The 26,825-nt window shown below is 50.2% G+C and carries 24 protein-coding genes; 14 read left to right on the forward strand and 10 right to left on the reverse strand.

Annotated features, from left to right (window positions below; translation table 11 throughout):
- From HMPREF0645_RS09830 to HMPREF0645_RS09855, 6 genes are all read right to left on the reverse strand, one after another.
- A partial coding sequence (locus tag HMPREF0645_RS09830; protein ID WP_007174838.1) for a cytochrome c biogenesis ResB family protein occupies positions 1–723 on the reverse strand: 723 nt, incomplete at its 3' end.
- A 97-nt stretch (positions 724–820) separates the two neighbouring features.
- Positions 821–1,558 (reverse strand): hypothetical protein, encoded by a 738-nt coding sequence (locus HMPREF0645_RS09835; protein WP_044123566.1) that lies wholly within the window; start codon positions 1,556–1,558, stop codon positions 821–823.
- 12 nt (positions 1,559–1,570) lie between these two features.
- The gene (locus HMPREF0645_RS09840; protein ID WP_007174840.1) at positions 1,571–2,893 is read right to left on the reverse strand and encodes a porin; all 1,323 of its coding nucleotides are present in this window, start codon (positions 2,891–2,893) and stop codon (positions 1,571–1,573) included.
- A gap of 41 nt (positions 2,894–2,934) precedes the next feature.
- Complete coding sequence (locus tag HMPREF0645_RS09845) at positions 2,935–4,395, reverse strand: di-heme oxidoredictase family protein (RefSeq protein ID WP_044123510.1); 1,461 nt, start codon at positions 4,393–4,395, stop codon at positions 2,935–2,937.
- A gap of 101 nt (positions 4,396–4,496) precedes the next feature.
- Positions 4,497–5,771 (reverse strand): imelysin family protein, encoded by a 1,275-nt coding sequence (locus HMPREF0645_RS09850; RefSeq protein ID WP_007174842.1) that lies wholly within the window; start codon positions 5,769–5,771, stop codon positions 4,497–4,499.
- A gap of 81 nt (positions 5,772–5,852) precedes the next feature.
- Positions 5,853–7,172, reverse strand: coding sequence for a hypothetical protein (locus tag HMPREF0645_RS09855; RefSeq protein WP_156777900.1), 1,320 nt, complete (start codon positions 7,170–7,172; stop codon positions 5,853–5,855).
- Between the two features lie 477 nt (positions 7,173–7,649).
- Between HMPREF0645_RS09855 and HMPREF0645_RS09865 the strand changes: the two genes are divergently transcribed.
- Positions 7,650–8,372 (forward strand): sulfite exporter TauE/SafE family protein, encoded by a 723-nt coding sequence (locus HMPREF0645_RS09865; protein WP_007174846.1) that lies wholly within the window; start codon positions 7,650–7,652, stop codon positions 8,370–8,372.
- A gap of 707 nt (positions 8,373–9,079) precedes the next feature.
- Here HMPREF0645_RS09865 and nadD read toward each other — a convergent pair.
- Genes nadD through HMPREF0645_RS09885 form a run of 3 tightly spaced genes read right to left on the reverse strand, consistent with a single transcriptional unit; the run spans position 9,080 to position 11,290 of the window.
- Complete coding sequence (nadD, locus tag HMPREF0645_RS09875; RefSeq protein WP_007174848.1) at positions 9,080–9,706, reverse strand: nicotinate (nicotinamide) nucleotide adenylyltransferase; 627 nt, start codon at positions 9,704–9,706, stop codon at positions 9,080–9,082.
- 50 nt (positions 9,707–9,756) lie between these two features.
- Positions 9,757–10,356: a guanylate kinase gene (gmk, locus tag HMPREF0645_RS09880; protein WP_007174849.1), complete on the reverse strand. Its 600-nt coding sequence runs from the start codon at positions 10,354–10,356 to the stop codon at positions 9,757–9,759.
- Positions 10,357–10,414: 58 nt separating this feature from the next.
- A complete protein-coding gene (locus HMPREF0645_RS09885; protein ID WP_007174850.1) occupies positions 10,415–11,290 on the reverse strand; it encodes a YicC/YloC family endoribonuclease in 876 nt (291 codons plus the stop codon).
- Positions 11,291–11,503: 213 nt separating this feature from the next.
- Between HMPREF0645_RS09885 and tsaB the strand changes: the two genes are divergently transcribed.
- From tsaB to HMPREF0645_RS09930, 8 genes are all read left to right on the forward strand, one after another.
- Complete coding sequence (gene tsaB / locus HMPREF0645_RS09895) at positions 11,504–12,196, forward strand: tRNA (adenosine(37)-N6)-threonylcarbamoyltransferase complex dimerization subunit type 1 TsaB (protein ID WP_044123512.1); 693 nt, start codon at positions 11,504–11,506, stop codon at positions 12,194–12,196.
- 131 nt (positions 12,197–12,327) lie between these two features.
- Positions 12,328–12,918, forward strand: a complete 591-nt coding sequence (locus HMPREF0645_RS09900) for a DUF4290 domain-containing protein (protein WP_044123513.1) — start codon at positions 12,328–12,330, stop codon at positions 12,916–12,918.
- 3 nt (positions 12,919–12,921) lie between these two features.
- Entirely contained in the window at positions 12,922–14,232 is a 1,311-nt protein-coding gene (gene murA, locus HMPREF0645_RS09905; protein ID WP_007174854.1) for a UDP-N-acetylglucosamine 1-carboxyvinyltransferase, read from the forward strand.
- A complete protein-coding gene (rimM, locus tag HMPREF0645_RS09910) occupies positions 14,225–14,746 on the forward strand; it encodes a ribosome maturation factor RimM (RefSeq protein ID WP_007174855.1) in 522 nt (173 codons plus the stop codon). The genes murA and rimM overlap by 8 nt, the downstream gene beginning before the upstream one ends.
- Positions 14,747–14,782: 36 nt before the next feature.
- The gene (locus tag HMPREF0645_RS09915; protein WP_044123569.1) at positions 14,783–15,946 is read left to right on the forward strand and encodes a 1-deoxy-D-xylulose-5-phosphate reductoisomerase; all 1,164 of its coding nucleotides are present in this window, start codon (positions 14,783–14,785) and stop codon (positions 15,944–15,946) included.
- Between the two features lie 144 nt (positions 15,947–16,090).
- On the forward strand, positions 16,091–17,524 hold the full coding sequence (gene rseP / locus HMPREF0645_RS09920) for an RIP metalloprotease RseP (RefSeq protein WP_007174857.1): 1,434 nt from the start codon (positions 16,091–16,093) through the stop codon (positions 17,522–17,524).
- Positions 17,525–17,561: 37 nt separating this feature from the next.
- Positions 17,562–18,545, forward strand: coding sequence for a hypothetical protein (locus HMPREF0645_RS09925; protein ID WP_007174858.1), 984 nt, complete (start codon positions 17,562–17,564; stop codon positions 18,543–18,545).
- A gap of 81 nt (positions 18,546–18,626) precedes the next feature.
- A complete protein-coding gene (locus HMPREF0645_RS09930; protein ID WP_007174859.1) occupies positions 18,627–19,667 on the forward strand; it encodes a glycoside hydrolase family 43 protein in 1,041 nt (346 codons plus the stop codon).
- A gap of 235 nt (positions 19,668–19,902) precedes the next feature.
- On the opposite strand, the gene HMPREF0645_RS09935 is transcribed toward HMPREF0645_RS09930, so the two are convergent.
- Positions 19,903–20,760: an enoyl-ACP reductase FabI gene (locus tag HMPREF0645_RS09935; protein WP_007174860.1), complete on the reverse strand. Its 858-nt coding sequence runs from the start codon at positions 20,758–20,760 to the stop codon at positions 19,903–19,905.
- A gap of 610 nt (positions 20,761–21,370) precedes the next feature.
- Here HMPREF0645_RS09935 and rplM point away from each other — a divergent pair.
- The 5 genes from rplM (at position 21,371) to HMPREF0645_RS09960 (ending at position 26,813) form a co-directional block, all read left to right on the forward strand.
- On the forward strand, positions 21,371–21,832 hold the full coding sequence (gene rplM / locus HMPREF0645_RS09940; RefSeq protein ID WP_007174861.1) for a 50S ribosomal protein L13: 462 nt from the start codon (positions 21,371–21,373) through the stop codon (positions 21,830–21,832).
- Positions 21,833–21,845: 13 nt separating this feature from the next.
- Positions 21,846–22,232 carry a 30S ribosomal protein S9 gene (gene rpsI / locus HMPREF0645_RS09945; protein ID WP_007174862.1) on the forward strand — a complete coding sequence of 129 codons (387 nt, stop codon included), beginning with the start codon at positions 21,846–21,848 and terminating at the stop codon, positions 22,230–22,232.
- Between the two features lie 340 nt (positions 22,233–22,572).
- Complete coding sequence (rpsB, locus tag HMPREF0645_RS09950) at positions 22,573–23,439, forward strand: 30S ribosomal protein S2 (protein ID WP_007174863.1); 867 nt, start codon at positions 22,573–22,575, stop codon at positions 23,437–23,439.
- A gap of 113 nt (positions 23,440–23,552) precedes the next feature.
- A complete protein-coding gene (gene tsf / locus HMPREF0645_RS09955; protein ID WP_007174864.1) occupies positions 23,553–24,551 on the forward strand; it encodes a translation elongation factor Ts in 999 nt (332 codons plus the stop codon).
- 144 nt (positions 24,552–24,695) lie between these two features.
- Positions 24,696–26,813: a S8 family serine peptidase gene (locus HMPREF0645_RS09960; RefSeq protein ID WP_007174865.1), complete on the forward strand. Its 2,118-nt coding sequence runs from the start codon at positions 24,696–24,698 to the stop codon at positions 26,811–26,813.
- Positions 26,814–26,825 lie beyond the last annotated feature (12 nt).

Here is a 26,825-nt window from a genome sequence, read left to right on the forward strand (position 1 = left end):
CATGGCCAAGACAAAAAGGAGTGCGCCACGGCGCAATGTGGGTGAGGCAAGAAGACGGCGAAACGTCTCCTTGCGGGAGATGAGGGTGAGTATCATGCTCAATGCCAACAGCAGATACCCGGTATAGGTAACGGCCGTGCCCCAAGGATCGTGGTTGACGCTCAGGGTGGTGCCTTTGTGGTCAGGGTCGAACCCTTCTTGATAAAAACGATAGCCGTGAAGTCGCAAAATGTTGTTCATCGAGATCTTGGCGTTGACTATTTTACTGTCGTTGGGACTTTGGCAAGACACTGTGCTGACAAAATCGGAGGGTGCGTTAGTGCCTGGATAGTATTCGATTTGAAAAGATTTGAGCGTCAACGAGAATGGCAACTGTAGCATTTGCTTGGTTGTTTGCTCTAAATAAGTGTTCTCGGCGGCACCCACGCGCAGATGTATCTTGCCCTCTTTGCCAGTAAAAAATGTGATAACGGAACCAATGAGGATAATGACAAATGCGCCGTGGAGCATGAAAATGGGGAGTCGACGGTTAAGTTTACGGTTGATGATATATATCACGGACAGGAGGGTCAGCATGCCCCACAAGGCGCAAAACCATAGTGTGTGATATATGTGCTGTGCCACAAACGCCGTGCCGTGTTGCTGTTCCATATAGGTGGCAAAGGCCATCAGAACAATAAGTGCAACAAACAAAGTCGCTATGGCATACTTGATAATTTTCATTGATATGGTGTTGAGTCCTATGCCAACATAGTTGTTGGATAGAAATAAGAGAACAGCAAGTAGGATTGGCCGTTACAACCAATCCTTCTCGATGCTTTTACTGGGTTTCGCCAGATGCAATCCAGTCGTTGATGAGCTGAAGGATATACTTTTCAGTGCGTTCCTTGTTGCCCATATCGGTGTGGTCTTGCTTCCACGAGCGGGATATGTCAGAGTTCAGCACTTGGTACAACAGGCTGTTGTCCTTGTCGCCAGGGGTCACTCTTTTCATTTGTGGCACCTTTACGGACTCATGGTTCATTAATGAGGCGTAGCTGTGTCCATCGGTAAGGTCGAGACCACCGGCAGGCTTCGAGGCATTGTGGCATGACGAACACACGCCATTGAAAATGCCAACCTGAATGGCATTGAACATGCTTGCGTCTACCTTGTCAACGTGCAGGCGTATGGTGTCGTGGCCTGTGGCGTTGGAAATGTCTTTCGACACGAACTTCATGACGCGCTGCCGCAGACGATTGAGCACACAAATTTGTATCACGTCAATGTCCGAGCTTAGTCCCGACAGCACCAATGACATGTTGCCTTTGGCGTCGGTGGTGACCACTTTAGATATTTCGGCATAGGGAGCCGCGGTCGAATTGGCTTTGCTTGAGAAACCTGCCACTGCGACATCATAATCCAAGGGCCAGCTTTTCAGTCCGGCAATGTTGCCCTCTATCTTGATCACGCGGCCTTGTTCGCTGTCGGGGGCTATTTCCTCAATGCTGCCAGAGTCGCAACTTGCAAGGAACGCCAAGGCTAACACAGGTAAAAATCTATAGATCAAATGATTCATCTCGTTCAACACTTAGAAAGCATATTGCATCATAATCATGGCAGAATGGGTGGCCAGGCCAAGGTTGTCAAGGTCTCGGTCGGCCTGGGTGTCGTGCCCCCAACGGCCTGTGTATTGATACATGGCGGAGAGTTTGATATTGGTTTGGGGTATAAAATAGTTGCAAACCACGCCCGGAGAGTTCAGGCTGCCGTCTTTGCGGGTGCCATTTCGGTCCATCCAGTCGTAGCGGACACCTAATTGCCATGATTTGTTGAGGAAATAAGCCAACTGTGCGTAGCCTCCCAAATAGTTGAACTTATCGTCTATTTTCATACGCTTGGTGAACCCCACGTGCATGTAATATCCCTCGGCGGCCATAGACCAAGAACCGCTTAGCAGTGCAAGCTCCACTCCTGTGCGAAAGTCGTTGGTCGATTCGTTCTCTGCCTCGTTGTTATAATTGACGGAAAGCCCCACTAAGTATTTTGTGCCTAAATCCAAAAGGTTGGGGTTTCCCTGACTCATCGGCATGGGACCGTTGCCTTGGAAAGTGACGCGTGCGGCGTAGAGCAGTGACGGAAGGTGGTTGTCGTCACTGAAACCCTTGGTTGCCGTGTTGACGTTGCCGCCCGTTCCATTGAAGATACCCAGTTCATAACCCCATTTATTAGCGATTAAGCCGTGCATCTTGACACCCAAATCCCAACCTGTGTTAATAGAGGGATTAACGGCATTCAGGCTGTAGGGCAATATCGACGTGCAGGTGAGCGACAAAGGCATGGTAGGGAACAGGGTCTCGCCAAGGGTGGTTAGGAATGCTCCTGCAAACGGAGTTTTCTGCTTTCCCACACGGAAGCGCAGTGCCTTGGAGGGCGCATAATCTATCCATGCCTGTTGCAGCAGTGCGCCTCCCTTGGCCGCCGCATTGACGCAAACGTTATAATCGATCTTTCCGAAGGCCTTGCCGGTGAAGCCGATGATACCGAATGGTATGGCAAAACCAGAGTTGGCAACGTTGTCTTGGTTATAAGCCTTGTCAAGACCCTCGTCTGGATAGTAGTTGAACGCAAGTGTCGTCTGTAGCATTAAATAAGGTTTGAGGATAAATTTCCCATCTTTGGAAGCCAAGGAGAAGCCTCTGTTGTCAGCAATGGGGAGCACACCATTTTCCCGATCATAGGTGACGTCACGTTGTTTTTCGATGTTTTCGTCAATGTTTTCAGCTGTGGTGTTCACCTCTGTGGACGTTTTTTTGTAGTTGTTCAGAACGACATCCTTGTCTGTTTGTTCTGCAAAAGCCACAGAACTAAGTCCTGCTGCAATGATAGCAGCGTAAGCGCGATATAGCTTCATGTTATATTTAATATTTTATTTTGTTTCTACGGTAAAGTTGATTACAGACTCCAGAGGAATCTAATGAGTTTGGCACGATCTTGCTTGGAGAAATGTGCGAACTTCTGTTTGCTGGCCTGTGCCTCGCCTCCGTGCCACATGATGGCCTCGGTGAAGTTGCGGGCGCGACCGTCATGCAGGAAATAGGTGTGACCGTTGACAAGCAGTTGCAGTCCGATGCCCCACAAAGGAGTGGTTCGCCACTCGTTACCTCTTGCCAATCCACTCACCATATGGTCGTTGAGTCCTACGCCCATAATCTCCGATCCCATGTCGTGAAGCAAGAAATCAGAGTAGGGATGTACCGCCTGACGCCCTCCTAACCATGGCAATGACATGCCCCCAAGCAGGGTTACACCACGTTTGTTGGTGTGCAATGTGGTGACATGACACAGGTGGCAACCTGCCTTGTAGAACAGTTTTTCACCGGCTTTTACATCCGGGTCGTTGACATCACGTCGCGCAGGCACTGCCAACGCATGTAGATAAAGGTCTACAGCCTCCATGTCCTTGTTGCTTACGTCGAGTTTATGATAAGCCATACCCATCATAGCACCCTCGCTCATCTGTTTCTGTCCACGGCAAATCTCCTCCGGGAAGCGACTGTTGGTCATACCCATGTCTGATGAATAGCCCAACTCCACCGTGAGGTCGGCGTGGTGCGACTTGTTACCGCCAACGCCAATCTGGCTCACCCCTCGCTCGGAAATGATGTTACATCTGCCGCTGATGCCCCATTCGGGATAGTTGCTTCTGGCTGCCAGCTGCCTGATCTCTTCGCGATCGAGTGCCATGATAACTCCTTGGCCGACATGACGGAGGGGCACACGCACAGAGATGAAGAGGTCTTCAGGTTTGATGCTGTCCGCATACCATTTGGTAATGCGATATTTGGGATAGCAGAGCGTGTATTTCTCGCCATCCGGAAACTGGTAGGTGGCGGAGTCAATGTCAAAGTGAAGCTCTCCCTCTGGTGTCACACCATAGATGGTGTTGTCGTGGATGACACGACCATAATTGGGGAAGAACGCTCCGTTTTTCTTCGTGATGTAGCACAACATGGACGTGAAGCCATATTCGCCAGTGGCCTTGTCGCTGCCGTTTTTAAAGGCCATCCAATAGGAAGGCTGTGTTCGGCCAGCGTTACGATGGCAGCTTCCACAGCAATAACCCACGAAAACAGGCCCACGGCCGCCACCCTCGCCATTGTAATTGCTGCTTGCCACATTGTCATAAAGACGGTCGCCCTCGTTGAAAAGCGTCTCGTAGCGACCCCTAACCCAGTCTGACGCCTCGTCGTAGGAGTAGGCAGAGCGAGAGAATTCGGTCGATGTGCCAGCCGACAGAGCATAGCCATCGGGCACCTCTATGTCTTGCACGCGTAGTTGCTCGCCTTCTTCCTCGCAGGCAGTCAGTGATAATGCGGCGAGAAGAATGAATGAATACTTGTAAAAACACATCATAATGACATCTTTTTTCACGGTTGTCTTAAACGCTTAAATACGGAGTGCCAAGTTTGGTGCTTGACAACTCCGTCCATGATCAAAATGTTTTTCTAAATAGATTATTTAATTTTGCGGGGCTTACCATTCTTGAAAATTAAGAACTCAATGGTGTGATAGCCGCGCAATGACTGTGCACTGCTGATGGCTTCGGCTTTCTTCTTTTCTTCCGGAGACAGCTGGCTGCTACCGTTATCGCCTTCTTCATCCTCGACGAAATCACCGCTCCAGTTGAGCTTGTTCCAGTCTTCGGATTTCAAAATGTTCTCGATACCATCGATGTCCAGTGGCCATGTGTCCATGTTGGGGTCAAGACCTTTATCGGCTACCGGTCCAAAGAGGTAAGCCTCAGACGATTCCCATGGCTGGCGTGCCTTGATCCAAGCCTCGCAACAAGCCTTGAAGCCCTCGTTCGAAGGTTTGGCTTGGAATGCCAGGATTTTTTGATACAGCTCCTTGTTATATTTCTTCAGGTCGCTATAGGTGGGTACGATAACCTCATCCACTACGTGAGAGACGATGGGATCGAGTCCTTTATGGTCGTTTTTATTCTTGTCAAGGAACGATTGCATGTCTTTGGCAAGTACATCATTCAGCTCTGCGGCAGCGTCTGCGGCAGCTTTTGTCTCGCTGCTGTTGATGTGGTTACGGAAGGGTTGTGGAATATTGTCGATAGCTTTTATAGCTTTGTCAATGGCTTGGGCCACTTTTTTGTTGAGCGCAGGGTCGTTCTTTTCCACATAGGCATAGAGCGAATTTGCGTGAGCTTTGCTCAACTTGCTGAAACTCTTGTCATAAACTCCATAGTAACCATTGCGAATGGACAGGATGTTGTTCATGTAGTCCAACCGTGAGTGCCAGCTATACCAAGACTCAACGGCATAGAGACCAGCTTTCATATTGGCCTTGTTGGGCCATTTCTCGGTGTATTTTCGATATGGGGAGCCTATTTTTTCGGAGCCTACCTCGTCGGCAATGTGATCCATATAGGTTACCAACAGAGCCAAACAGTCATAGGCTGAGTTCAACTTCAAGGCCTCGCTCTTGTGCTCTTTGAACAGCTCGGCGTAGGATTTGCCACCATTGTAGCTTTTGGTCCAGTCGTCGTAGAGTGCGTTAGCGTCGTCTACCAGCAACTTGCCAACCACTGCCATGTAGTTGCCCCAGGCTTTTTGGTTTTGCTCGTTGTACTCAATGATGTCTTCAGCATTGATTTCTTCAATGATCTTTTTTTCTTGTTCTTTGGTAAAGGTGCCAACTTCCGGCGTGTCAGAGTCACAGCTACTGAAGGCCAAGCCTACGGCGAGGGCACCAAGAATGAATACGTTTTTTTTCATTTCTTATAATATTTACATGAGTTAGATTACAGTTTCGACGCTCCTTTGTGACGTTGCTTTATGGGAATGGTGGTTAAAATTTTATTTCTTGGCAAAATAAAGGGCGTATGCCACGCCTATGCGAAACTCGTTCTCCGAGTTGTATTTGCCCTTCCCAAACACGGCATGTGTGCCCATTTGACGTGTGGCATAGTCGGCTTTCACGACCAAGCAGGGCAGGGGCTTCCAGTTCAGACCACATGCCCACATGCTAACTTGTGTGCGTGGGTCGGCCACTGTGCCCATAACGGTAGTCTCCTGTGGATTGTAATAGTCATAGTGTGCGTATGGATAGATATTTGGCAACTTGGTGCCAGGGAAAAACGATGCTATGTTCACGCCCACCTCGGCACTGTAGGTGAGGGCATGCGAGCCCATGCCACGCTTGCGTGTGCCATAAGGGGAGCCTGCTGACACCGCGGTGCCGTTGATTTCGCTTGTCTGGGACACATGACCATGTACCACATTGGCACGTGCCGTGACATACTTGTTGATGTACTGTGCGTCAAACGAATAGATGAACACGTTGATAGGGTTCATGTTGTTATAGTTCAAGAACTTTTCTGTGTTCTTGCCACTGTTAGGATTGAAAAAGGCACTGAACCCCATGCGCAGACCTGGCAAGCCGTTCCAATCGAGACGAGCCGTATAGGCGGGAGCCGTGAAGTTATCAAATTCGAAAGCGCCCTGCTTGCCCTTCCTCACCCAATTGTATTTACCGAAACCGTCAGGATTGAGGCCGGCGGTCATCAATAATTGGTAGTTGAAAGAGGCAAGCCCCCTGCCGACACCACCAAAAAACTCCAACCCCGTCTCGTGCCAAGTTGATGGCAACAATGTTCGCTCACCTTCGGGTCGTGTAGGTGTGAAGAAAAACAGTGGCTCGTGGTGTGCATTGGTAAGCCCTAATGGTATGATAAGGTGCCCTACGCGTACGTTAAAGGCTGGGTGGATGAGTCGGGTGATGTGAAATTGCTCCAAAGCCACCTCGCCACCTTTTTCTATTTCGTTCTCATATTCACCGTTTTCCGCGCCCGAACCAGACTCAATCTCATAGGCCATGCCCACGCCACCCGACTCGAACTCGATCTCCGCGCCAAGAATCCATTTGTCCGACAACTTGTAATCGCCCGACAGAACAAAACGTGGTATGGAGATTTCGCTGTGCTTCAACCGTGCATTGCCGTTGCCTGCACCCGTGAAACGGTTCAGTCCATAATCTTTGAATTGAGTTAAGATCTCCCCATAGCCTCCTATGCGGTATTTATGATAAGCGGTGTCTTGCACCGTGGGAGGAACTGAGGCCGTGGCCATAGCACTCATCCCGCATAGTGCACAGGAGAGAAATACTGTTTTATTCATTTTTATCTTCATACTTTTTGTTGATCGTTGAACGAGTGCAAAGTTATGTATGAAGTCTTCTTTACGCAATACCCAAAAAACATGACTTTTATCACCAGTTGAATACCAAGGAATGACGAGTCGTTCTGTCCGTGATGGTAGGGTAACGCTGGTTTGTCCCATGAGGCCACAATCATGGTATCCTCCGACATATTCGACCAAATGTTGCCACGTGCTCTGGTCGCCATGATCAAGGTGCGAGCTCATCAGACAATCGATAATACCTACTAATTGGTAAACGGGCACTATCGTCATTTATAAGTATTCATGGTTCGTTGTGCCAACATGAGCATTCCGAGCTTTGCTTTTTTTGAATTGAAAACGGGAGTTTGCCTTGATTCCTGGCGAAATGGGGCAGACCTCATGTTGCATATTGAATATAAAAATCTTATTTTTGTAATACAATAAGGTAGGTTCTCACGAACCTCACTCACGCTTATGGATATTGTATTAATCATTGTAGGCCTCCTCGCGGGCATGCTCTCAAGTTCAATTGGATTTGGCGGTGGCATGTTGCTGCTGCCGGTTGTGACGGCATTTTACGGCATTGAGGTTGCCGTACCCGTGTGCACCATTGCACAACTGCTTAGCAATGCCTCGCGCTCAATCTTTGGTTGGAAGGATATTGAATGGAAAAAGACCCTGTGGTTTCTCCTTCCATCCATTCCTTTGACAGCATTGGGGGCATACGGTTTTTCGGTGGCACCTAAGAATATCATGACCTGCGTGGTGGGTGTGGCCTTGATCTTGTTTGCCGTTCGTAAGCTCCGCGGCAAACTCCGTTTCCCCCAGGGGCCTCTCACGATGTTTGTCGGGGGGAGTGTTACGGGTTTCATCAATGGCATGTTGGGCATCTCCGGCCCTTTAAGCAGTGCCGTCTTTCTCTCGCTCGACCTCACTCCCGTTTCCTACATTGCCAGTGAAGCCACGGCAGCCACGGTTATGCACGTTGTCAAGATCATTGTTTATGGCAAGTTGAATCTGGTGAATACGAGTGTTCTTACAACCGGACTGTCCATAGCGGTGGCTATGATCATTGGCAATTATCTGGCCATGCGGTTTATCAAGAATGTGGACAGGAAGAAATACCAGAAGGTGGTGGCCTGCTGCATGATTGTCCTTTCGCTCTTCCTCATCATCTCTTCGGCAAGAACTCTTTAATTTGTCACCTGATGTGCCGTAACGATTCGGCAATCGGTCAAACGATGATGCCCTTCTTTCATGATAGGAGGATATTCATGGCATGATGCTATTTTGAGCATCCAACCCTTTCCAAAATAGTCAAATATAATTACTGTTTTTGAGTCATCATTTTCAAGACATATAGAGAAGAAAGCGCCATGTTTTTTCGACATAAACGAGACGCGCCTGACGAAAATGCGTCAAGGTATTGCGATGGGAGCCTTCTCATCGTGCGGTTAGGCCTTAGTGGTGGCGTCGAAGAAGCCCAATCGCACGGCGGTTAAGGCCTTTCCGTCATGCCATTCGATATTCAATCGCAGGCGAAAAAATGGGAGAAAAAGAGCTGTTATTTTAAAGGTACTGAACGTCAGGCGTTTGCAAAACTCCGCATATTTCGCGAATTTTGGGCGAAAGCCAATTGATTTTCAAATCGGCGAAAATGAGAAAGTGTTTTGTCAATAGTTTTAACCTTTCCTGCTGCTTCAGAAACGGAGTCCGGGATAGGAACGGACTTGACAAGATCAAATCCCAAGGTGCATGAATTTTCCGCTGTCATCTTGAAGTGGATGAACGTTTTGTTTGTCCTTGAGTTATCCATATTTGCTGTTCGTGTTTCTCAAATCGGAACCCGAGGAAAACAACATGTCGTTGCTGAAGAATTACGGTGTGCCAGCAGCTGGACAGGGTTATTGATAGTATTTCAGCAGCAGGTCGTGGATGTTGCGTGGCACAAGGTGGTCGATGGGAAGATGTTGGTTGATGCGTTGGCGTATGTCCGTGCTGCTGACGGGGTAGAGTCGGGTATTGATCAGGTGCACGTTTTCTGGCAGGTGGGCTTCGTCAATGGGGAAGCCGCTGCGTGGGTAGACCAGCATTTCGTGGTGGGTGAGGATGTATTCGGGATTAGCCCAGCGGTCGAAAGACAGCCAGTTGTCAGCGCCAATGATGAGCACAAACTCGCGTTCGGGAAAATCGAGGGCGAGATTCTGGAGTGTGTTCCACATGTAAGAAGGCTTGGGGAGATGGAACTCGTAGTCGGAGGCTATGAGTCCCGGACGGTCATGGAGCGCCTTGCGGGCGAGCTCAAGGCGCAGCTTGTCGGCAAGGAGGTCGTTGGCAGAGGTTTTAAAGGGATTGAGGGGGCTGACAACAAACCATATCTCGTCAATCGCCCCTGTTTTCAAAATTTGTTGTGCCAAGGCGATATGCCCATTGTGAATGGGGTTGAAACTGCCGCCGAAGATGCCGGTACGTAGCTTAGCAGGAGGCGTGTCGGTCTGTTCGGGGCGGGGGCAGATGGGCTTGGCAGTCATGATAAGAAGGGTTGAACGATGGGGAGCCCTGTCAACTGGGTTGCCAGAGATTACAGAGTCAGGAAATCGCTGACGACTTTCAGGGTCTCGGCTTGAGCCTTGGCCAGGTCGTCGTTGACGATAATGCGGTCAAACCGGTTGGCAAAAGTGAGTTCGTATTTGGCTTTGGCCAAGCGCTGTTCGATCACTTCGGGTGTGTCGGTGGCGCGCCCAACAAGTCTGCGGCGCAACTCCTCGACCGATGGGGGCTGTATAAACACGCTCAGCGCACGGTCGTCATAGAAATTCTTGATGTTGCAACCACCCTTGACATCGACGTCGAACACGACATTCTGACCTGCCGCACACTGACTTTCAACCTGCGATTTCAGCGTGCCATAGAAGCGATCGGGGTATACCTCCTCGTATTCCAGAAACTCGTTGTTGGCAATTTTGGCCTTGAACTCTTCGGGAGATAGGAAAAAATAGTCCACCCCCTGGCGCTCCTTGCCGCGTGGCTGGCGGCTGGTGCACGAAATCGAGAAGGCCAACTTGAGCTCCGGATGCTCCTTCATGAGATAGTTCACAATGGTGGTTTTGCCGCTTCCGCTCGGAGCACTGAAGATGATGAGTTTAGTCTGGTGGAAGTCTTGGTTGGAGAGGGTGGTCATTGCTGGTGCGGGTTATGGGGTTAAAAAGAAGAGACGGGGATTGATGCCGGATGGATTTTTAGAGTGCGTTGAGCACCTGTTCCTTGATTTGTTCCAGCTCATCCTTCATCTGAACAACAATATTCTGCATTTCGGCTTGATTGCTCTTGGAACCGGTGGTGTTGATTTCCCGGCCCATTTCCTGAGCAATGAAGCCTAATTTCTTGCCGTTGGGCTGGTCTTCGGCCATGGTTTTGCGGAAATATTTCAGATGGTTGGATAGGCGTTGCTTCTCCTCGTTGATGTCGAGTTTCTCGATGTAGTAAATAAGCTCTTGCTCAAGCCGGTTTTTGTTGTACTCCACCTCGGGAATCTGCTCCAGTCCCTTGATGATGTTCTCCCTGATTTTCGGTACACGGTTTTTCTCGAAAGGTTCTATGGATTTGAGCAAGGCCTCAATATTATCGAGCTTTTCGTGGAATTTTCTTTCCAGGGCGGCACCCTCCTGGCGACGGAATGCGACAGTCTCGGCGAGGGTTTTGTCAATTGCTCCGCAGACCGCTTGCCACTCGTCGTCGTCGAGTTGTTCGATGTCGGTCTTGAGCATCATGTCAGGCAATTGCAGTAATATGGCATACCAATCGGTAGGTTCGGGTATGCCGGTTTGGGCAGAAATATCCTTGATTTGTCTGTAATAATTTTCCGCAAGTGCGGTGTTGATGGGTGTGGCACTGGCCTGCTCGTTCTTTTCTATCCAAATGGAAAAGTCAACTTTTCCGCGAACCAGCGTCGAGGCCAACTTCTGACGAATCTCCATTTCCTTTTCACGGTAGGGGGGAGCTATGCGGACGGACAAGTCCAGATTCTTGCTGTTAAGGGCTTTAATCTCAACACTGATTTTCTTGTCTTGGTAGATTATAGCAGTCTTGCCGTACCCCGTCATCGATTGTATCATAGTTTCTTTCAAGTTAAATTTATGCAAAAGTACAAAAAATGGAGGAAAAAAGGCTAAATTTGCATTTTATTAATATATTCTCTATGCCTGCAAGCTTGGGGACAAAATTCTTTGACAGCTTGCCGAAGCGATATCTCCTCCGGCTGGCTGAGATGCTGGCTGCAGAGGATGAGCAAAAACATGAGTTTATCATATTAAAACAGTTAAGATATTATGTCTTGTATATTGCATATTGAAACGAGCACCCACGTGTGTTCGGTGGCTGTGAGTCAGGAAGGCGGATGCATTTTCACGGAGGAAGACCATAGCGGGCCGAACCATGCGGAGAAACTTGGAACGTATGTTGACCAGGCTCTCTCATTTATCGACAGTCATGCCATCCCCTTGGACGCGGTGGCTGTGAGCTGTGGCCCCGGTTCATATACGGGGCTGCGCATTGGCGTATCGATGGCCAAGGGCGTGTGCTATGGCCGTGGTGTGAAGCTGATTGGTGTGCCGACGCTCGAACTATTGTGTGTCCCCGTGTTGCTCAGGGAGCGTGTTGCAGAGGAGGATGCCTTGCTCTGCCCCATGCTCGATGCCCGCAGGATGGAAGTATATGCACAGGTTTTCGACCGCTCGCTGAACGAGGTGCGCCCCATTCATGCCGACGTGGTGGACGCAGAGACTTACAAGGAATACTTAGACAGGGGTCCGGTGTACTTCTTTGGCAGTGGAGCCATGAAGTGCAAGGAAGCCATCGATCATCCTAATGCCCACTTCATAGAAGGTGTTGAGCCTCTTGCTAAGAACATGATGCCGCTGGCAGAGAAGCGTGTGGCACTTGGGCAGTTTGAGGATGTGGCCTATTTCGTGCCATTCTATTTGAAGGATTTCGTGGCCAAGCAGCCAAGAAAACTATTGTAGCTCATCGTCGTGTTCCCCTCTGCCGGGCGTGGAAGGGCGAGGCAAGAGCGTATTTTGTAATTGAAAAAAGCCGGACAGGCCTCATGCCGGCAGTCCTATCCCGGCGGGACGAACAAGGGAGGCTATTTGTCATGAACATAAAAGGATTGGATTATAACACCCAGCGAGAGGGTCTCGTGTTGCCGGAATATGGCAGAGAGGTACAGAATATGGTTAATCATGCTTTGTCCTTGGACGATAAGGCGGAGCGCCAGCGCTGTGCAGAAGCCATTATCTTGACCATGGAACGTATGTTCCCGCACATCAGGGAGAATGCCGACTACAAACAGAAGCTTTGGGATCACCTGGCCTTGATGAGTGATTTCAAACTTGATATCGACTGGCCCTACGACGTGTCTCAGGCAAAAAAGATCAACGCCAAGCCTGCTCCTGTGCAGTATCCGACGGCGAATATACCCGTGCGTCACTATGGGCGAATGATGTTCGAAATCTTCGACAAGCTCAAGACGATGCCCGATGGCGAGGAATATGATGCATTGGTGCGACTGGCTGCCAATCAGATGAAACGTGACTTGGTGCAATGGAGTCACAGTTGCAGCGATGAAAAGGTGGCCGATGACTTGGCAAGATATACTGACGGACGGGTGCAACTGGACTTGAGTACATTTAAATTTAAAAAGATAACAGTACGCGGAACAGAGAGAAAGCGTAAAAGAAGATAGCCTATGGAGTCGTTTATCATCGAAGGTGGGCGTCAGCTCAACGGTACAATAACCCCACAGGGAGCCAAGAATGAGGCATTGCAGGTGATTTGCGCCACGTTGCTCACGAGCGATGCGGTGCGAATTTCGAACATTCCGGACATTCTCGACGTGAATAACCTCATCATGTTGCTCACTGACATTGGAGTGAAGGTGACGAAAAACAGCCGTCATGACTATACCTTCAAGGCTGATGAACTGAATCTGGAATATCTCGACAGCTATGAGTTTGTGAGGAAATGCGCGTCTCTCCGAGGCTCGGTGCTGATGATTGGACCGTTGCTTGGCCGCTATGGGAAGGCTACTGTGGCCAAACCCGGAGGCGACAAGATTGGACGACGAAGGCTTGATACCCATTTCCTGGGCTTTAAAAAGTTAGGCGCAAGACTTATCTACAATGAAGAACGCGACGTTTATCAGATCGGGACAAGTCGGCTCAAGGGCAACTATATGTTGCTCGATGAGGCTTCGGTAACGGGTACGGCCAATATCATTATGGCCGCAGTGATGGCCAAGGGCGTGACCACCATCTACAATGCGGCGTGCGAACCTTACATCCAACAGCTGTGCCACCTGCTCAATGCCATGGGCGCCAACATCAGTGGGATAGGCAGTAACCTTGTCACAATCGTTGGCGTGGATGGCCTTCACGGTGCAGAGCATCGGCTGTTGCCCGATATGATTGAGGTGGGGTCGTTCATCGGGATGGCGGCTATGGTGGGCACTGGCGTGCGCATCAAGGATGTGTCGCTGAAGGATTTGGGTCTGATTCCCGATGCATTCCGCCGACTTGGCGTGAAGGTTAAGGCTGAAGGCGACGACCTTTTCATTCCTTACCAGAAACATTATGTGGTCGAATCGTTTATCGACGGCACCATCATGACTTTGGCAGATGCCCCCTGGCCCGGCCTCACGCCGGACCTGTTGTCGGTGCTCCTTGTTGTGGCCACCCAGGCAAGAGGGTCGGTGCTGATTCACCAGAAGATGTTTGAGAGCCGCCTGTTCTTTGTCGACAAGCTCATAGACATGCGAGCCCAGATTATCCTTTGCGACCCACACCGGGCTGTTGTGGTGGGACAGGATCACCGTATCAAGCTCCGTGCCGGCAGGATGACGAGTCCCGACATCCGTGCGGGTATTGCCTTGCTTATCGCTGCAATGAGTGCTTCGGGGGTGAGTCGTATCGAAAATATTGCCCAGATAGACCGGGGCTATGAAGACATAGAAGGTCGGTTGAACAAGTTGGGAGCCAAGATCAGACGCGTGGATGATTAGACAGGAAGACGTTTACCCTATCGGGCAACTGGGAAAACCCCACGGTGTGAAAGGCGAAATATCGTTCTGGTTCACCGACGACGTGTTCGACCGCGTGGATGCCGACTGGCTCTTGGTGGAGATCGACGGCATCCTCGTTCCGTTTTTCATGGAAGAATATCGCTTTCGGTCGGATGAATTGGCATTAGTGAAGTTTGAAGATGTCGACACGGAGGTTCGTGCTCGCGAGTTGACAGGCTGTAAGGTGTATTTTCCGAGAGCATTTGCCGATGCCGTTGATGACCATCTGGCGTGGGCACAAATCATTGGTTATCAAATCATAGATGCTAAATCCGGAGTGATGGTGGGCACGGTCAGCGGGGTAGACGACTCGACTGCCAATACCTTGTTTCATGTGTCGACGCCCGAAGAGGGCGAATTGCTCATCCCGGCAGATGAGGAACTGATTACGGATATTGACAAAACGACACGCCACATCACCATGAATCTTCCCGAGGGACTGCTCGATTTGTAATGAAGAATGATGGTGACGAGTAAAGATAAAACAGATATGAATAAACAACAGATATGTATTCTGGGCAGCACGGGTTCCATTGGAACACAGGCGCTCGACGTTATCGCCCAGCATTCCGACCTTTATGAAGCCTACTGCCTGACCGCCAACAACAGCGTTGAAAAGCTGGCCGAGCAGGCCCGACGGTTCAATCCTGCTTGCGTGGTGATAGCCAACGAGGCACATTATGACCGACTGACAGAACTGTTGAGCGACCGACCTGACATCAAGGTCTATGCCGGTGCAGAAGCATTGAATCAAGTTGTTGAGGCCGATCCTGTGAACATCGTGTTGGCTTCGATGGTAGGATTCTCGGGGTTGGTACCGACAATCCATGCAATCAAGGCCGGCAAGAAGATAGCCTTGGCCAACAAGGAAACGCTTGTGGTGGCGGGAGAACTGATGCTCAAGTTGGTGCAGCAGTATCACGTCGACCTGCTGCCAGTCGATTCGGAGCACAGTGCCATCTTCCAAAGCCTTGTGGGTGAAAACATGAACGAGGTCGAGCGGATTCTTCTCACGTGTTCCGGAGGACCGTTCCGAAACTTCACACACGAACAACTGAAGACGGTCACAGCTGCCGAAGCCCTGAAACATCCCACGTGGGACATGGGCGCGAAGATCACCATCGACTCTGCCACGCTGATGAACAAGGGTTTCGAGGTGATGGAAGCCAAATGGTTATTCGGTGTTCCGGCCGATAGGATTCAGGTGTTGATCCATCCACAGAGCATCGTCCATAGTGGGGTGGAGTTCAAGGATGGCGCAGTGAAAGCACAATTGGGCGTGCCCGATATGCGGCTGCCCATTCAATATGCCTTTTCTTACCCCCAACGCTTACCTTTAAAGGGCGAACGTCTCGATCTCTTCAAGGCGCGGAGCTTGGAGTTTTTCGAGCCCGACATCAACAAATTCAAGTGTCTTGCTTTGGCCTACGAGGCCATCAGCCGTGGTGGAAACATGCCTTGCATCCTCAATGCAGCCAACGAGGTGGCCAACGCGGCATTCCGGCGTAACGAGTGCACATTCCCTGGCATGGCCGAAATCATCGAAAAGACCATGCAGCAGACGGCTTTCGACAATAATCCTGACCTCGATGTCTACCTGCAGACCGACCGCGAGGCAAGAGAAATAGCAACGAGAATAGTAAACAACAAGTAAATTTAATGCGGGTGTTAGGGAGTTGAGGCGGCTACGTTGCCGGCATAAGCATGCGTCCAAAGCACGAATGCGACAAAAAACGGTTAAGTTAATTCAACCCCGCAACTTTTTAACATCCTTTCCAAAACAACAGAATACAATCCAATGGAAATCTTTTTAATCAAGCTCCTGCAGTTCATCTTATCCATCTCCCTGCTCGTTCTCCTGCACGAGGGCGGTCACATGCTCTCGTCCAAGCTGTTCGGCGTACGGGTGGAAAAATTCTTCGTATTCTTTGATGTGAGTATCGGCAAATGGAGCGGCAAGCTCTTTCGTTTTAAACCCAAGGGTGGGGAGACCGAGTACGGACTCGGATGGCTGCCTTTGGGAGGCTATTGCAAAATCTCGGGAATGATCGATGAGAGCATGGATACCGAACAAATGAAACGCGAGCCGCAGCCTTGGGAGTTCCGCACCAAGCCGGCGTGGCAGCGTCTGATTATCATGGTGGCCGGCGTTGTAGTCAACTTTCTTTTAGCTTTGTTCATCTACTCCATGATTATGTTCCATTGGGGTGAGAGCTACATCGGCATGAAGGATATGGGCTATGGCATGAAATTCAACAGTGAGGCCAAGCAACTTGGATTCCAAGATGGAGATATCCTTGTGGGCACTAACGTCCGCGAGTTCCGCGAATTTAATGTGGATGTTTACCGCGATCTTTCCAAGGCCGACTATGCCGAGGTGATTCGAGGTGGCAAGAAGGTACGGGTCGACCTGCCGGGCGATATCAACCTACTGGATATGCTGAAGTCCACACCGAAGTTTGTCGCACCGTTCGTACCCGCAGTAGTTGACACCGTGCTGCCCAAAATGGCGATAGCCGATGGCAGTCAGGACTCTGTGGCTACACCGGCTGCTGCCATCGGTTTGGCCAAGGGCGACAGAATTCTCTCGCTGAACGGCAAGGCGATCGGTTCATACAATGATTTTTTTGATGAAATCGGACGTGTGGAGGACCAGATGACGGTTGTCACAACACATCAGGACAGCATGAAGCTCCGCAACGTGACACTCGCTGTGGCCAAGGCCGGAACCGACAGGGTAGACACCTTGAACGCGACGTTGACACCCGACTTGAAGTTAGGCTTTGCGGCTCCCAGTCTTTACACCATGTATAAGGCCAACGTCACACACCTTTCCTACGGCTTCTTGGAGAGTTTCCCTGCCGGAGTGAAATACGGTTGGAATGTCCTCGCCGGATACGTGAGCGACATGAAGTATGTCTTTACGGCCGACGGAGCGAAGAGTTTGGGAGGATTCGGTGCCATTGGCAACCTCTTCCCGGCCACATGGGACTGGTATATGTTCTGGCGAATGACCGCATTCCTGAGTATCATTCTTGCTTTCATGAACATCCTTCCCATCCCGGCACTCGACGGTGGACATGTGCTTTTCCTGCTTTACGAAATCATTACCCGCCGCAAACCTTCAGAAAAATTCATGATACGGGCCGAGTACACCGGTATTGCCATATTGCTCCTGCTCATGATTGTGGCCAACCTGAACGATGTGCTCAGGTGGCTCGGAGTGATGTAGGGGGTCATCGATCCTCTATATAATATAGGTGGAAAGCATGGACGTCGTAAGATTTATCAAGAACTGGACATTGCCGGTAGCCATGACAACAGGTATCGTGGGCTACCTGCTGTTCCATTTCGTGCCCGTCCTGCAACCCATAGGTCGTTGGTATGCACCCTACAATGACAATGTCTTACCCGACTTCATGTTCCTTATCCTGTTTGTCACCTTCTGCAAGGTCGACTACAAGCGTCTCATACCCGTGAAGTGGCATTTGTGGATTGGCATTCAGCAGGTGGCATTCGTGTTGGCATTGGTAGGACTGATACTGGGCTTTGGCATTACAGGCAAGGCACTCATCATGTTCGAGGCCGTCCTGGTTTGCATCATCGGTCCTGCCGCTGCTGCCGCTGCTGTGGTGACTGCCAAGCTGGGCGGTAACTTAGAGGAGATGACGACTTATACTTTCGTTTCCAACTTTATCTCCGCACTCCTCATTCCCTTGTGTTTCCCACTCCTTCCGCAGGCCAATGCCGCAGTGGCAGACATCGAGTTCTGGCCTTTGTTCATGCAGATATTGTGGAAGGTCAGCATGGTACTTATCCTCCCCATGTTGTTGGCATATATCGTGAAGCACCGCATGCACCGGTTCCATCGTTGGTTGGTCGGCATCAAAGACCTGAGCTATTACATGTGGGGTTGCTCACTCGTTGTGGTAACCGGCACCACAGCCATGAACATTCGTGAGGCATGGGAACAGACATCTGTGTTTTTCCTCGTTTCGATTGCATTCATGGCACTCATTCTTTGTGTTGTCCAGTTTGCCACGGGGCGCTTCATCGGACATTATTTCGACAAGACCATCGAAGCCGGGCAGGGGCTTGGGCAAAAGAACACAGCCTTTGCCATCTGGGTGGCCACCGCCTTTCTCAATCCTCTCTCATCTGTAGGTCCCGGCTGCTATATCCTGTGGCAAAACATCATCAATTCCGTGGAAATCTGGATATACCGCAAGAAGGGACTCGAACAATCCTCCTGAATCCTCCCGCCCGCTTTTCAATCTTATTGCCCTGTTGCATCGCCCACCTGCTGTTGGTCAAATCACTAAAACCATGTCACAATGAAAAAACAACTACTTTCGCTTTGTATCCTCGCCATGTCGATTTCCTCCACAACGGCACAGAACCTTGTCAAGGGCGATTATGGCTATCTTTTTTGCCACATGAGCGACCGTGGTGAGTACACCGCATACGCCGTGAGTCGAGATGGCTATAACTATCAGGACATCAAGGGCGGCGACCCTATTTTCGATCCCAAGGTTCATGCGCGTATTGAGGGCGGCACCCGCGATGCCTTTATCACCCGCACCTATGACGGCAAAGGCTATGTCATGGTCACCACCGATATGTGTGTGGCCAAGAGTAAGGTATGGGACAACTATGGTATTGACCTGCTGAAAAGCAACGACCTGATCAATTGGACTTCCGTAACTTTCGATTTCCGCAAAGGATCGACCATCTTTTGCGACGGACAGACAGCCGTGTCGCCCTACCGAGACTGGTCGACCATCAATCGTGTGTGGGCTCCGCAGATATTTTGGGATCCTGATTACTGCTGGAACGACGGCACGAAAGGCGGTTACATGATTTACTATTCCATGCTCAACCGTGCCGAGGAACAATACGACCGCATGTACTACAGCCACGCCACGAGGGATTTTTCCAAAATCACTACGCCGCGCCTGCTCTTTGATTGGGGATATGCCACTATCGATGCCGACATCAACTTGCTGCCCGATGGTAAATACCACATGCTCATTAAGAAAGAAGGTGGTACTCCGGGCATCTACACTGCTGTGTCAGACCATCTCACTCACGGCTGGGGTGAACCCGTAGAGGATGACTATGTGAGCTTTGAGGGAAAGAAAAAGTGTGAGGGTGCATCGGCATTCCAGTTGATAGGCGACAGTACTTGGCGCGTCGGCTACATACAATATAGCGATCGGCCCAAACACTACCGCATCTGCAAAGCTGACGAAAACCTCCGAAACTTCCACGATCCGGTAGATATTCAGGGGGTGACCGGGCCGCAACACGGCTCGTTTATGCGGTTAACAAAGAAGGAGTACAAGCGATTGCTTAAGCTCAACCGTCGTCCGTAGTCTTGCCAAAGACCTTTTCATCCGTTGGGTAACTCCGCTAACGGCTTTCGGCCGACGGAGTAGCTGTGCCGTATTGATAGCGTTTATCGGCTTCTACTTATGCTATTCCCATGGAAACCAATCAAAAGAGCCACTCCCGTCATGAAGATGGGAATGGCTCTTTTAAATCATTTCGACATCTCCACATCCCTTTCATGAGCAGGGACGAGAGAGCGCTTTGGAAACATAAAGTTGTTTATCCGTAGATAATGTTTCCGTCTTTGTCCTTGTATTCGTCAAGTCCTTTCTCGTAGGTGGCCATCGCACGGAGGCTCATGCCCACGTTGGAGAAACCACCGTCGTGGTAGAGGTTTTGCATCGTTACCTTACGGGTGAGGTCGGAGAACATCACGACACAGTAGTCGGCACACTCCTCTGCACTGGCATTGCCGAGCGGCGACATGCGGTTGGCAAAGTCGTAGAGCTTGTCCATGCCTTTCACACCCTGTCCGGCAGTGGTCATCGTGGGCGACTGCGAGATGGTGTTGATGCGCACATGGTGCTCGCGGCCATAGATGTAGCCGAAGCTGCGGGCAATGCTCTCCAGCAGGGCTTTCGCGTCGGCCATATCGTTGTAGCCGTAGAACGTGCGCTGGGCGGCCACATAGCTCAAGGCCACGATGGAACCGTATTCGCTGATGGCATTGAGTTTCTTGGCACTCTGAATCATCTTGTGAAACGAAACGGCGGAAATGTCAAGTGTGGTGTCGAGCATCTTGTAGTCGAGGTCGTCGTAGGTGCGGTGCTTGCGCACGTTGGGCGACATGCCGATGGCATGGAGCACGAAGTCGATTTTGCCTCCCAGCACTTCCATGGAGCGACGAAATACGTTTTCCAGATCCTCCACGTTGGTGGCGTCGGCTGGAATAACTTCACAGTTCAACTTCTCGGCCAATGCGTTCACCGTGCCCATGCGGACAGCCACTGGCGTGTTTGACAGGGTAATGGTGGCGCCCTCTTCAACGACGCGCTCGGCCACTTTCCATGCGATGGATTTATCGTTGAGCGCACCAAAGATGATGCCTCTTTTGCCTTTTAATAAATTGTTGCTCATAATTTCTGTCTGTTGTTAAATCGGCGCAAAGTTACACAAAATTTCCCGTACTGTGCAGTTTTTGCTTCTAAAATGGGATGTTGGGTGGTTACTCCCGGTTGTTTTCACCCTTTGTGACCATACGTTGAGGCCGAAATGTTGGCGTTTGGCGGCCGTCGGACGATCGTCTCACGGCCGTAAGACAACCGCATCACGGCCGATACACGTGCGTCTGCCGATTGTCAGACGATGTCTTGTGGCTTTCATAACGTTTGCTCAGGCCAGTAACATGACTGCGGCAATCTTCAAATAGCGGATAGATTATGCCGCGAAGTTGGTTAAAAATAATTAATACAATTAATTCTTGTTAAAACAAAGCTCTGTGGGAGTGTTTTGTTAGTATGCACGAAATAAAATAGGTAATTTTGCAGACCGATTGTTTCAGGGGCACGCTTAGAGCCCCTCGCACCTTGTGTTAATAGTGATGCCTTTGGCCGGGCATCACGGTTAGTGAATCAAGGGTGCAGCAGAGCGAAAGCCATGGATGGTCTCTTTTAGACTGGAGGCGCCGTGAGGTCTCTGTATAAATAAGGTAATAAAAACGTTTTTAGCAGTAAATTAAGAAATTAAAATGGACACTTTAAGTTACAAGACTATTTCCGCCAACAAGGAAACCGTACAGAAGGAGTGGGTCGTAGTGGATGCTACCGACCAGATTGTGGGTCGTCTCTGCTCCAAGGTCGCTAAGTTGATTCGCGGAAAGTACAAGCCAAACTTCACACCTCATGTAGACTGCGGTGACAATGTCATCATTATTAATGCCGAGAAGGTTGTTTTCTCTGGCAAGAAGGAAACCGATAAGGTTTACACTCGTTACACTGGTTATCCCGGAGGACAACGCTTTAACACTCCTGCCGAGTTGCGTACACGCAAGGGCGGTGTGGAGAAGATTATCCGTCACGCTGTCAAGGGCATGTTGCCCAAGGGTCCCTTGGGTCGCTCTTTGCTTTCCAACCTCTACGTATATGAAGGTGGTGAGCACGACAAGGCAGCTCAGAAGCCAAAGACAATCGATATTAACCAGTATAAATAATTAAGGAGAAAAGATGGAAGTTATTAATGCAATAGGTCGCCGTAAGAGTGCCGTAGCTCGTGTTTACCTGACAGAAGGCACCGGTAAGATCACGATCAATAAGAAAGATTTGAAGGAATTCTTCCCATCAGCTATCCTGCAGTACGTGGTGAAGCAACCACTGGAACTTCTGGAAGTTGCTGAGAAGTATGATATTAAGGCCAACCTTGACGGTGGCGGTTTTACCGGCCAGAGCCAGGCTTTGCGCTTGGCTATTGCCCGTGCACTGGTTAAAATCAACGCTGAGGACAAGAAGACCTTGAAGAGTCAAGGCTTCCTCACACGTGATAGTCGCGCCGTTGAACGTAAGAAGCCGGGTCAGCCCAAGGCTCGCCGTCGCTTCCAGTTCAGCAAGCGATAATTTTGCAATTCACAATTCACAATTCACAATTCAAAATTTTGGCTGCGCGACATTACGTTCCTGCCAAATGTGCATTGTAGGTTGCAGGGAGCTTGACTCCATGAAGGACCTGTAATAATGCGATTGTCTAATTGCGAATGATTGCCATAGGCAACAAAATATCATTTTAGGTTTGTATCGTCGTGCAAATAACGGCGTCAGCCTAATTGTGAATTATGAATTTTGAATTATGAATTACAAAACCGTTTAGTATCTAAGCCGCCGAGATTCCTCGGACTACTTGACGGCTGGTTCTAACAGAATTAAAAAAGAAAGTAAACAAATTTAAAAAAGAAAGACAATGTCAAGAACAACATTTGACCAATTATTGCAGGCTGGCTGTCACTTCGGTCACCTCAAACGTAAGTGGAACCCCGCTATGGCTCCTTACATCTTCATGGAGCGCAATGGCATTCATATCATTGATTTGAACAAGACGGTAGCCAAGATCGACGAGGCAGCCGAGGCCATGAAGAATCTTGCAAAGAGCGGCAAGAAGATTTTGTTTGTTTCGACCAAGAAGCAAACCAAGGATATCATAGCCGATAAAGTATCGGCCATCAATATGCCATACGTTACGGAGCGCTGGGCCGGTGGTACACTGACCAACTTCCCCACGATTCGCAAGGCCGTTAAGAAAATGACGAACATCGACAAGCTGATGGCCGACGGCACATTCTCGAATCTTTCGAAGCGTGAGATTCTGCAGATCAACCGTCAGCGTGCTAAGTTGGAAAAGAACCTGGGTTCTATCGCCGACCTGACCCGTCTGCCTTCTGCCCTGTTCGTTGTAGACGTGATGAAGGAGCACATCGCTGTGCGCGAGGCTCATCGTCTGGGAATCCCTGTGTTTGCTATTGTAGACACCAACTCAGATCCTAACGGTATCGATTATGTGATTCCTGCCAATGACGACGCCAAGGATTCCGTGGAAATCATTCTGGAAACCGTTTGTGCCGCCATTGCTGAGGGCTTGGAAGAGCGCAAGGCCGAGAAGGCTGACGAGAAGGCTGCTGCTGAACAGCCGGACGAAGCTGCTGAGGTGAAGCGCCGTACACGCCGTGTTCGCAAGGATAAGGAAGAAAATGAGGCCAAAGAAGCTCCGGTAGCCGAAAAGGCTGGAGAAGAGGCTCCTGCTGCCAAGGAAGAAACTCCTGCTGCAGAGTAATATCATCATATAAAGGTCTTATAGGGCGAAACAGGAGCGTTTACGAATCTTGTTGCGTGTCCTGTAAGACCTTGTTGTTTGAATTAAAAACCCAATAAAAAATAAATATAATTATGGCTGTTACAATTGAAGATATCAAGAAGCTCCGCACCATGACCGGAGCCGGTATGAAAGACTGCAAGAAAGCCCTCGCAGAGGCCAATGGCGACATTGACAAGGCCGTGGAGCTGGTACGCGAGCGCGGTTTGGCTATCGCTGCCAAGCGTTCCGACCGGGAGACTTCGAACGGATGCGTACTTGTTAAGGAAGAGAACGGATTTGCTGCAATCATCGGATTGAAGTGCGAAACCGACTTTGTTGCCAATGGCGAGGACTACATCGCCCTGACTCAGGAAATTCTCGATGCTGCGGTTGCCGCCAAGGCTAAAACCCTTGACGAGGTGAAAGAACTCAGCATGAGCGATGGCATTACCGTAGCAGAGGCTGTTACACGCCGCTCCGGTGTGGTGGGCGAGAAGATGGAACTCGATGGCTACCATGTGCTTGAGGGTGACAATATCTATACATACGACCACATGGGCAAGCACACGCTGTGTACCCTCGTTCAACTCACAGCTGCCAACGAAGATGCAGGTCACAAGGTGGCCATGCAGGTGGCTGCCATGAAGCCGATCGCTCTCGACGAGGCTTCTGTGTCTCAGGAAATGAAGGACGAGGAGTACAAGGTGGCTGTATCCAAGACCAAGGAGGAGCAGGTAGAGCGCCAGGTGAACGTCGCCTTGAAAAAGGCCGGCATCAACGCCAATCTTGTGGACTCGGAAGACCACATCGCCTCGAACATCACCAAGGGCTGGCTGACTCAGGAAGACGCTGACAAGGCCAAGCAGATTCGCGAGACTGTTTCGGTTGAGGCTGCTGCAAACCTGAAGGAAGCCATGATTCAGAATATTGCCAAGGGTCGTCTGAGCAAGTTCTTCAAGGAGAACTGTCTCGTAGACCAGGAGTTCCAGTTTGCCGACGGCGACAAGATCTCTGTTGGCGATTGGCTGAATCAGCAAGAAAAAGGCATGAAGGTTGTAGCCTTCAAGCGCTTCGGCCTCTCTGCCGACTAACGGCTGTATTTTGACAGTCAAAACCAAATGGAGCCATGGGAGAATATTCTTCCATGGCTTTTTTGTTGCTTTTTTGTCGAAATGGTGTTTCACAACGCTTGTTTTTCGTATCTTTGCAGGGTAACGCTTCATACGCTTAGTCCCATGATCAGGTTTTTGCTCGTATTCATCATTTTTCTTCTTGTCGGACAAGCGGATGCCCAACGCCCCGCCCTGCGCAAGATGTCACCTTTTGTGCGCGCTGCCTGTTATGCCGCTCAACAGCATGATGGTCAGGACGGCACGTACCCGACACGAGCTACAGCCGGTCGTGGGCAGTCGATGATCGCCTTTGTCAAGCTTACCAGTGATGCCGAACGTGTGCTGAGGCAATATGGCTGCAAGATGCTGGCACGATATGGCGGCCTTTGTGTTGCAGAAATCCCACTGAGTCAACTCCCCAGTCTGTCGCTCGATAGCCATGTCAGACGCATTGAGGCCGGGCCCTGCTCCACAGCGCAGATGGACACCACCGGTATCATTGTGAAGGCCGTACAGGTGAATGAAGGACTCAACCTGCCACGCGGATATAGTGGCAAGGATGTCGTGGTGGGTGTTCAGGATATTGGCTTCGACTTGACGCATCCCAATTTCTATTCGGCCGACATGTCGCAATATCGTATCAAGGCCATGTGGGATCAGTTGTCTGTAGACACCTTGCAGAGCGAACTGCCTGTTGGGCGTGACTATGTGGGCAGGGATGCCTTGCTCCGGGTGGGTTGTCCGCGCGATGGTAAGTTGCAGACGCACGGCACACACACCACCGGCATTGCGGCCGGGAGTGGGGCTGAGGGAGATGGGAGAAAGTCTCCATACCGTGGCATAGCCTACGACTGCGACATCTGCTTGGTGTGTAACGCTACCTCCGACGACCGGGAACTCATTGATCCCAAGGACTATTACAAATACACATACGCTCTCGATGCGCTTGGTTTCAAATATATTTTCGACTATGCCGACCGTGTGGGGAAACCCTGTGTGATTAACTTCAGCGAGGGATCAACGCAGGATTTCCATGGGTATGACAACCTATACTACGAGATGCTCGATTCGCTTGTGGGTCCGGGGCATATCCTTGTGTCCTCGGCGGGCAACGACGGAGAGCACATTACACATATCAAGAAGACCCCATCGCAGGATAAGGCTGGTATTTTTGTAGGCACTCCAAATCCCGGACTGCAGCCGGTGATTGCCACGACCAAGACTACCGGCAACTTCACGATGCAGATCAGACTGTATGTGGATGTGAACAACCCCTTCTTAAAAGAGATTCGGATGGACGAGGTGTTGGCTTCTCAGGATTCTACCTACATTGATTCCGTGACTTTAGGCTCATCCACTTTCCGCTTTGAGGCCATGGCCTATCGGTCAAGTTATAATCCTAACGATCTGATATGCGACTGGATTATCCCCGTCACCGACACAAAAAAATCGAAAACAGTGAACACCTCCGTGTGCCTCACGCAGTCGGATGCGGATGTGGAGATGTTTCGGTCGAGTGGCTATTTTTGGCCTTTCAATCTCGATCCGTCGCTCCATGACGGTGACAACACCTACAGTGTGTTGTCACCAGGCAGTGCGCCGAGTGTCATCTGTGTGGGTGCTACGGCTTTTCGCACGGGTTTTGTCAATTATCTTGGCGAGACCAAAGTATATAACAAGGGTGTCAATGGGGTGCGCACACCGTTCTCTGCGGTCGGTCCCACGTGGGATGGACGCACCAAACCCGACGTGATGGCACCGGGACAGAACATCAATTCTTCCTACAGTTCGTTTTATATCGACAATCACAGCGATGACGGCATGGCTCTGACAAACGATATCCGGCATTTCGACTACAACGGGCGAACGTATGCCTGGAGCAGCAATGGCGGTACGTCGATGGCTGCACCAGTTGTGACCGGAGTGATTGCACTGTGGTTGGAGGCCGATCCCACGCTCACCATGCACGACTGTCTCGACATTTTCGACAGAACTTGTCGCCGTTATGACACCACGTTGAGCTATCCCAACAACCGCTATGGTTATGGTGAGATAGATGCCTACGAGGGTCTGAAACTCGTGCTGGAGCGTAAGACTGCCGGAGTGAAAACCATTGAAACTACTGGCAAGCGAGACGACCGCATCTATGCTATTGATGGGCGATATATGGGTATCGATGTTGCGAAGTTGCCCCCCGGGCTTTATATCAGGCAGGGGAGGAAGTTTGTGGTGCGTCATTAGGACTTTGCGACT

This window comes from Hallella bergensis DSM 17361, assembly GCF_000160535.1.
Lineage (GTDB): Bacteria > Bacteroidota > Bacteroidia > Bacteroidales > Bacteroidaceae > Prevotella > Prevotella bergensis.

Coding starts and splice junctions, on each gene's coding strand:
- rpsB (WP_007174863.1), top strand. CDS start 22,573: ATGTCAAGAACAACATTTGACCAATTATTGCAGGCTGGCTGTCACTTC.
- gmk (WP_007174849.1), bottom strand. CDS start 10,356: ATGACCACCCTCTCCAACCAAGACTTCCACCAGACTAAACTCATCATC.
- tsf (WP_007174864.1), top strand. CDS start 23,553: ATGGCTGTTACAATTGAAGATATCAAGAAGCTCCGCACCATGACCGGA.
- tsaB (WP_044123512.1), top strand. CDS start 11,504: ATGTCTTGTATATTGCATATTGAAACGAGCACCCACGTGTGTTCGGTG.
- HMPREF0645_RS09845 (WP_044123510.1), bottom strand. CDS start 4,395: ATGATGTGTTTTTACAAGTATTCATTCATTCTTCTCGCCGCATTATCA.
- HMPREF0645_RS09900 (WP_044123513.1), top strand. CDS start 12,328: ATGAACATAAAAGGATTGGATTATAACACCCAGCGAGAGGGTCTCGTG.
- HMPREF0645_RS09855 (WP_156777900.1), bottom strand. CDS start 7,172: ATGAATAAAACAGTATTTCTCTCCTGTGCACTATGCGGGATGAGTGCT.
- rplM (WP_007174861.1), top strand. CDS start 21,371: ATGGACACTTTAAGTTACAAGACTATTTCCGCCAACAAGGAAACCGTA.
- nadD (WP_007174848.1), bottom strand. CDS start 9,706: ATGACTGCCAAGCCCATCTGCCCCCGCCCCGAACAGACCGACACGCCT.
- HMPREF0645_RS09840 (WP_007174840.1), bottom strand. CDS start 2,893: ATGAAGCTATATCGCGCTTACGCTGCTATCATTGCAGCAGGACTTAGT.
- HMPREF0645_RS09850 (WP_007174842.1), bottom strand. CDS start 5,771: ATGAAAAAAAACGTATTCATTCTTGGTGCCCTCGCCGTAGGCTTGGCC.
- HMPREF0645_RS09930 (WP_007174859.1), top strand. CDS start 18,627: ATGAAAAAACAACTACTTTCGCTTTGTATCCTCGCCATGTCGATTTCC.
- HMPREF0645_RS09960 (WP_007174865.1), top strand. CDS start 24,696: ATGATCAGGTTTTTGCTCGTATTCATCATTTTTCTTCTTGTCGGACAA.
- rseP (WP_007174857.1), top strand. CDS start 16,091: ATGGAAATCTTTTTAATCAAGCTCCTGCAGTTCATCTTATCCATCTCC.
- murA (WP_007174854.1), top strand. CDS start 12,922: ATGGAGTCGTTTATCATCGAAGGTGGGCGTCAGCTCAACGGTACAATA.
- rimM (WP_007174855.1), top strand. CDS start 14,225: ATGATTAGACAGGAAGACGTTTACCCTATCGGGCAACTGGGAAAACCC.
- HMPREF0645_RS09935 (WP_007174860.1), bottom strand. CDS start 20,760: ATGAGCAACAATTTATTAAAAGGCAAAAGAGGCATCATCTTTGGTGCG.
- rpsI (WP_007174862.1), top strand. CDS start 21,846: ATGGAAGTTATTAATGCAATAGGTCGCCGTAAGAGTGCCGTAGCTCGT.
- HMPREF0645_RS09915 (WP_044123569.1), top strand. CDS start 14,783: ATGAATAAACAACAGATATGTATTCTGGGCAGCACGGGTTCCATTGGA.
- HMPREF0645_RS09885 (WP_007174850.1), bottom strand. CDS start 11,290: ATGATACAATCGATGACGGGGTACGGCAAGACTGCTATAATCTACCAA.
- HMPREF0645_RS09835 (WP_044123566.1), bottom strand. CDS start 1,558: ATGAATCATTTGATCTATAGATTTTTACCTGTGTTAGCCTTGGCGTTC.
- HMPREF0645_RS09865 (WP_007174846.1), top strand. CDS start 7,650: ATGGATATTGTATTAATCATTGTAGGCCTCCTCGCGGGCATGCTCTCA.
- HMPREF0645_RS09925 (WP_007174858.1), top strand. CDS start 17,562: ATGGACGTCGTAAGATTTATCAAGAACTGGACATTGCCGGTAGCCATG.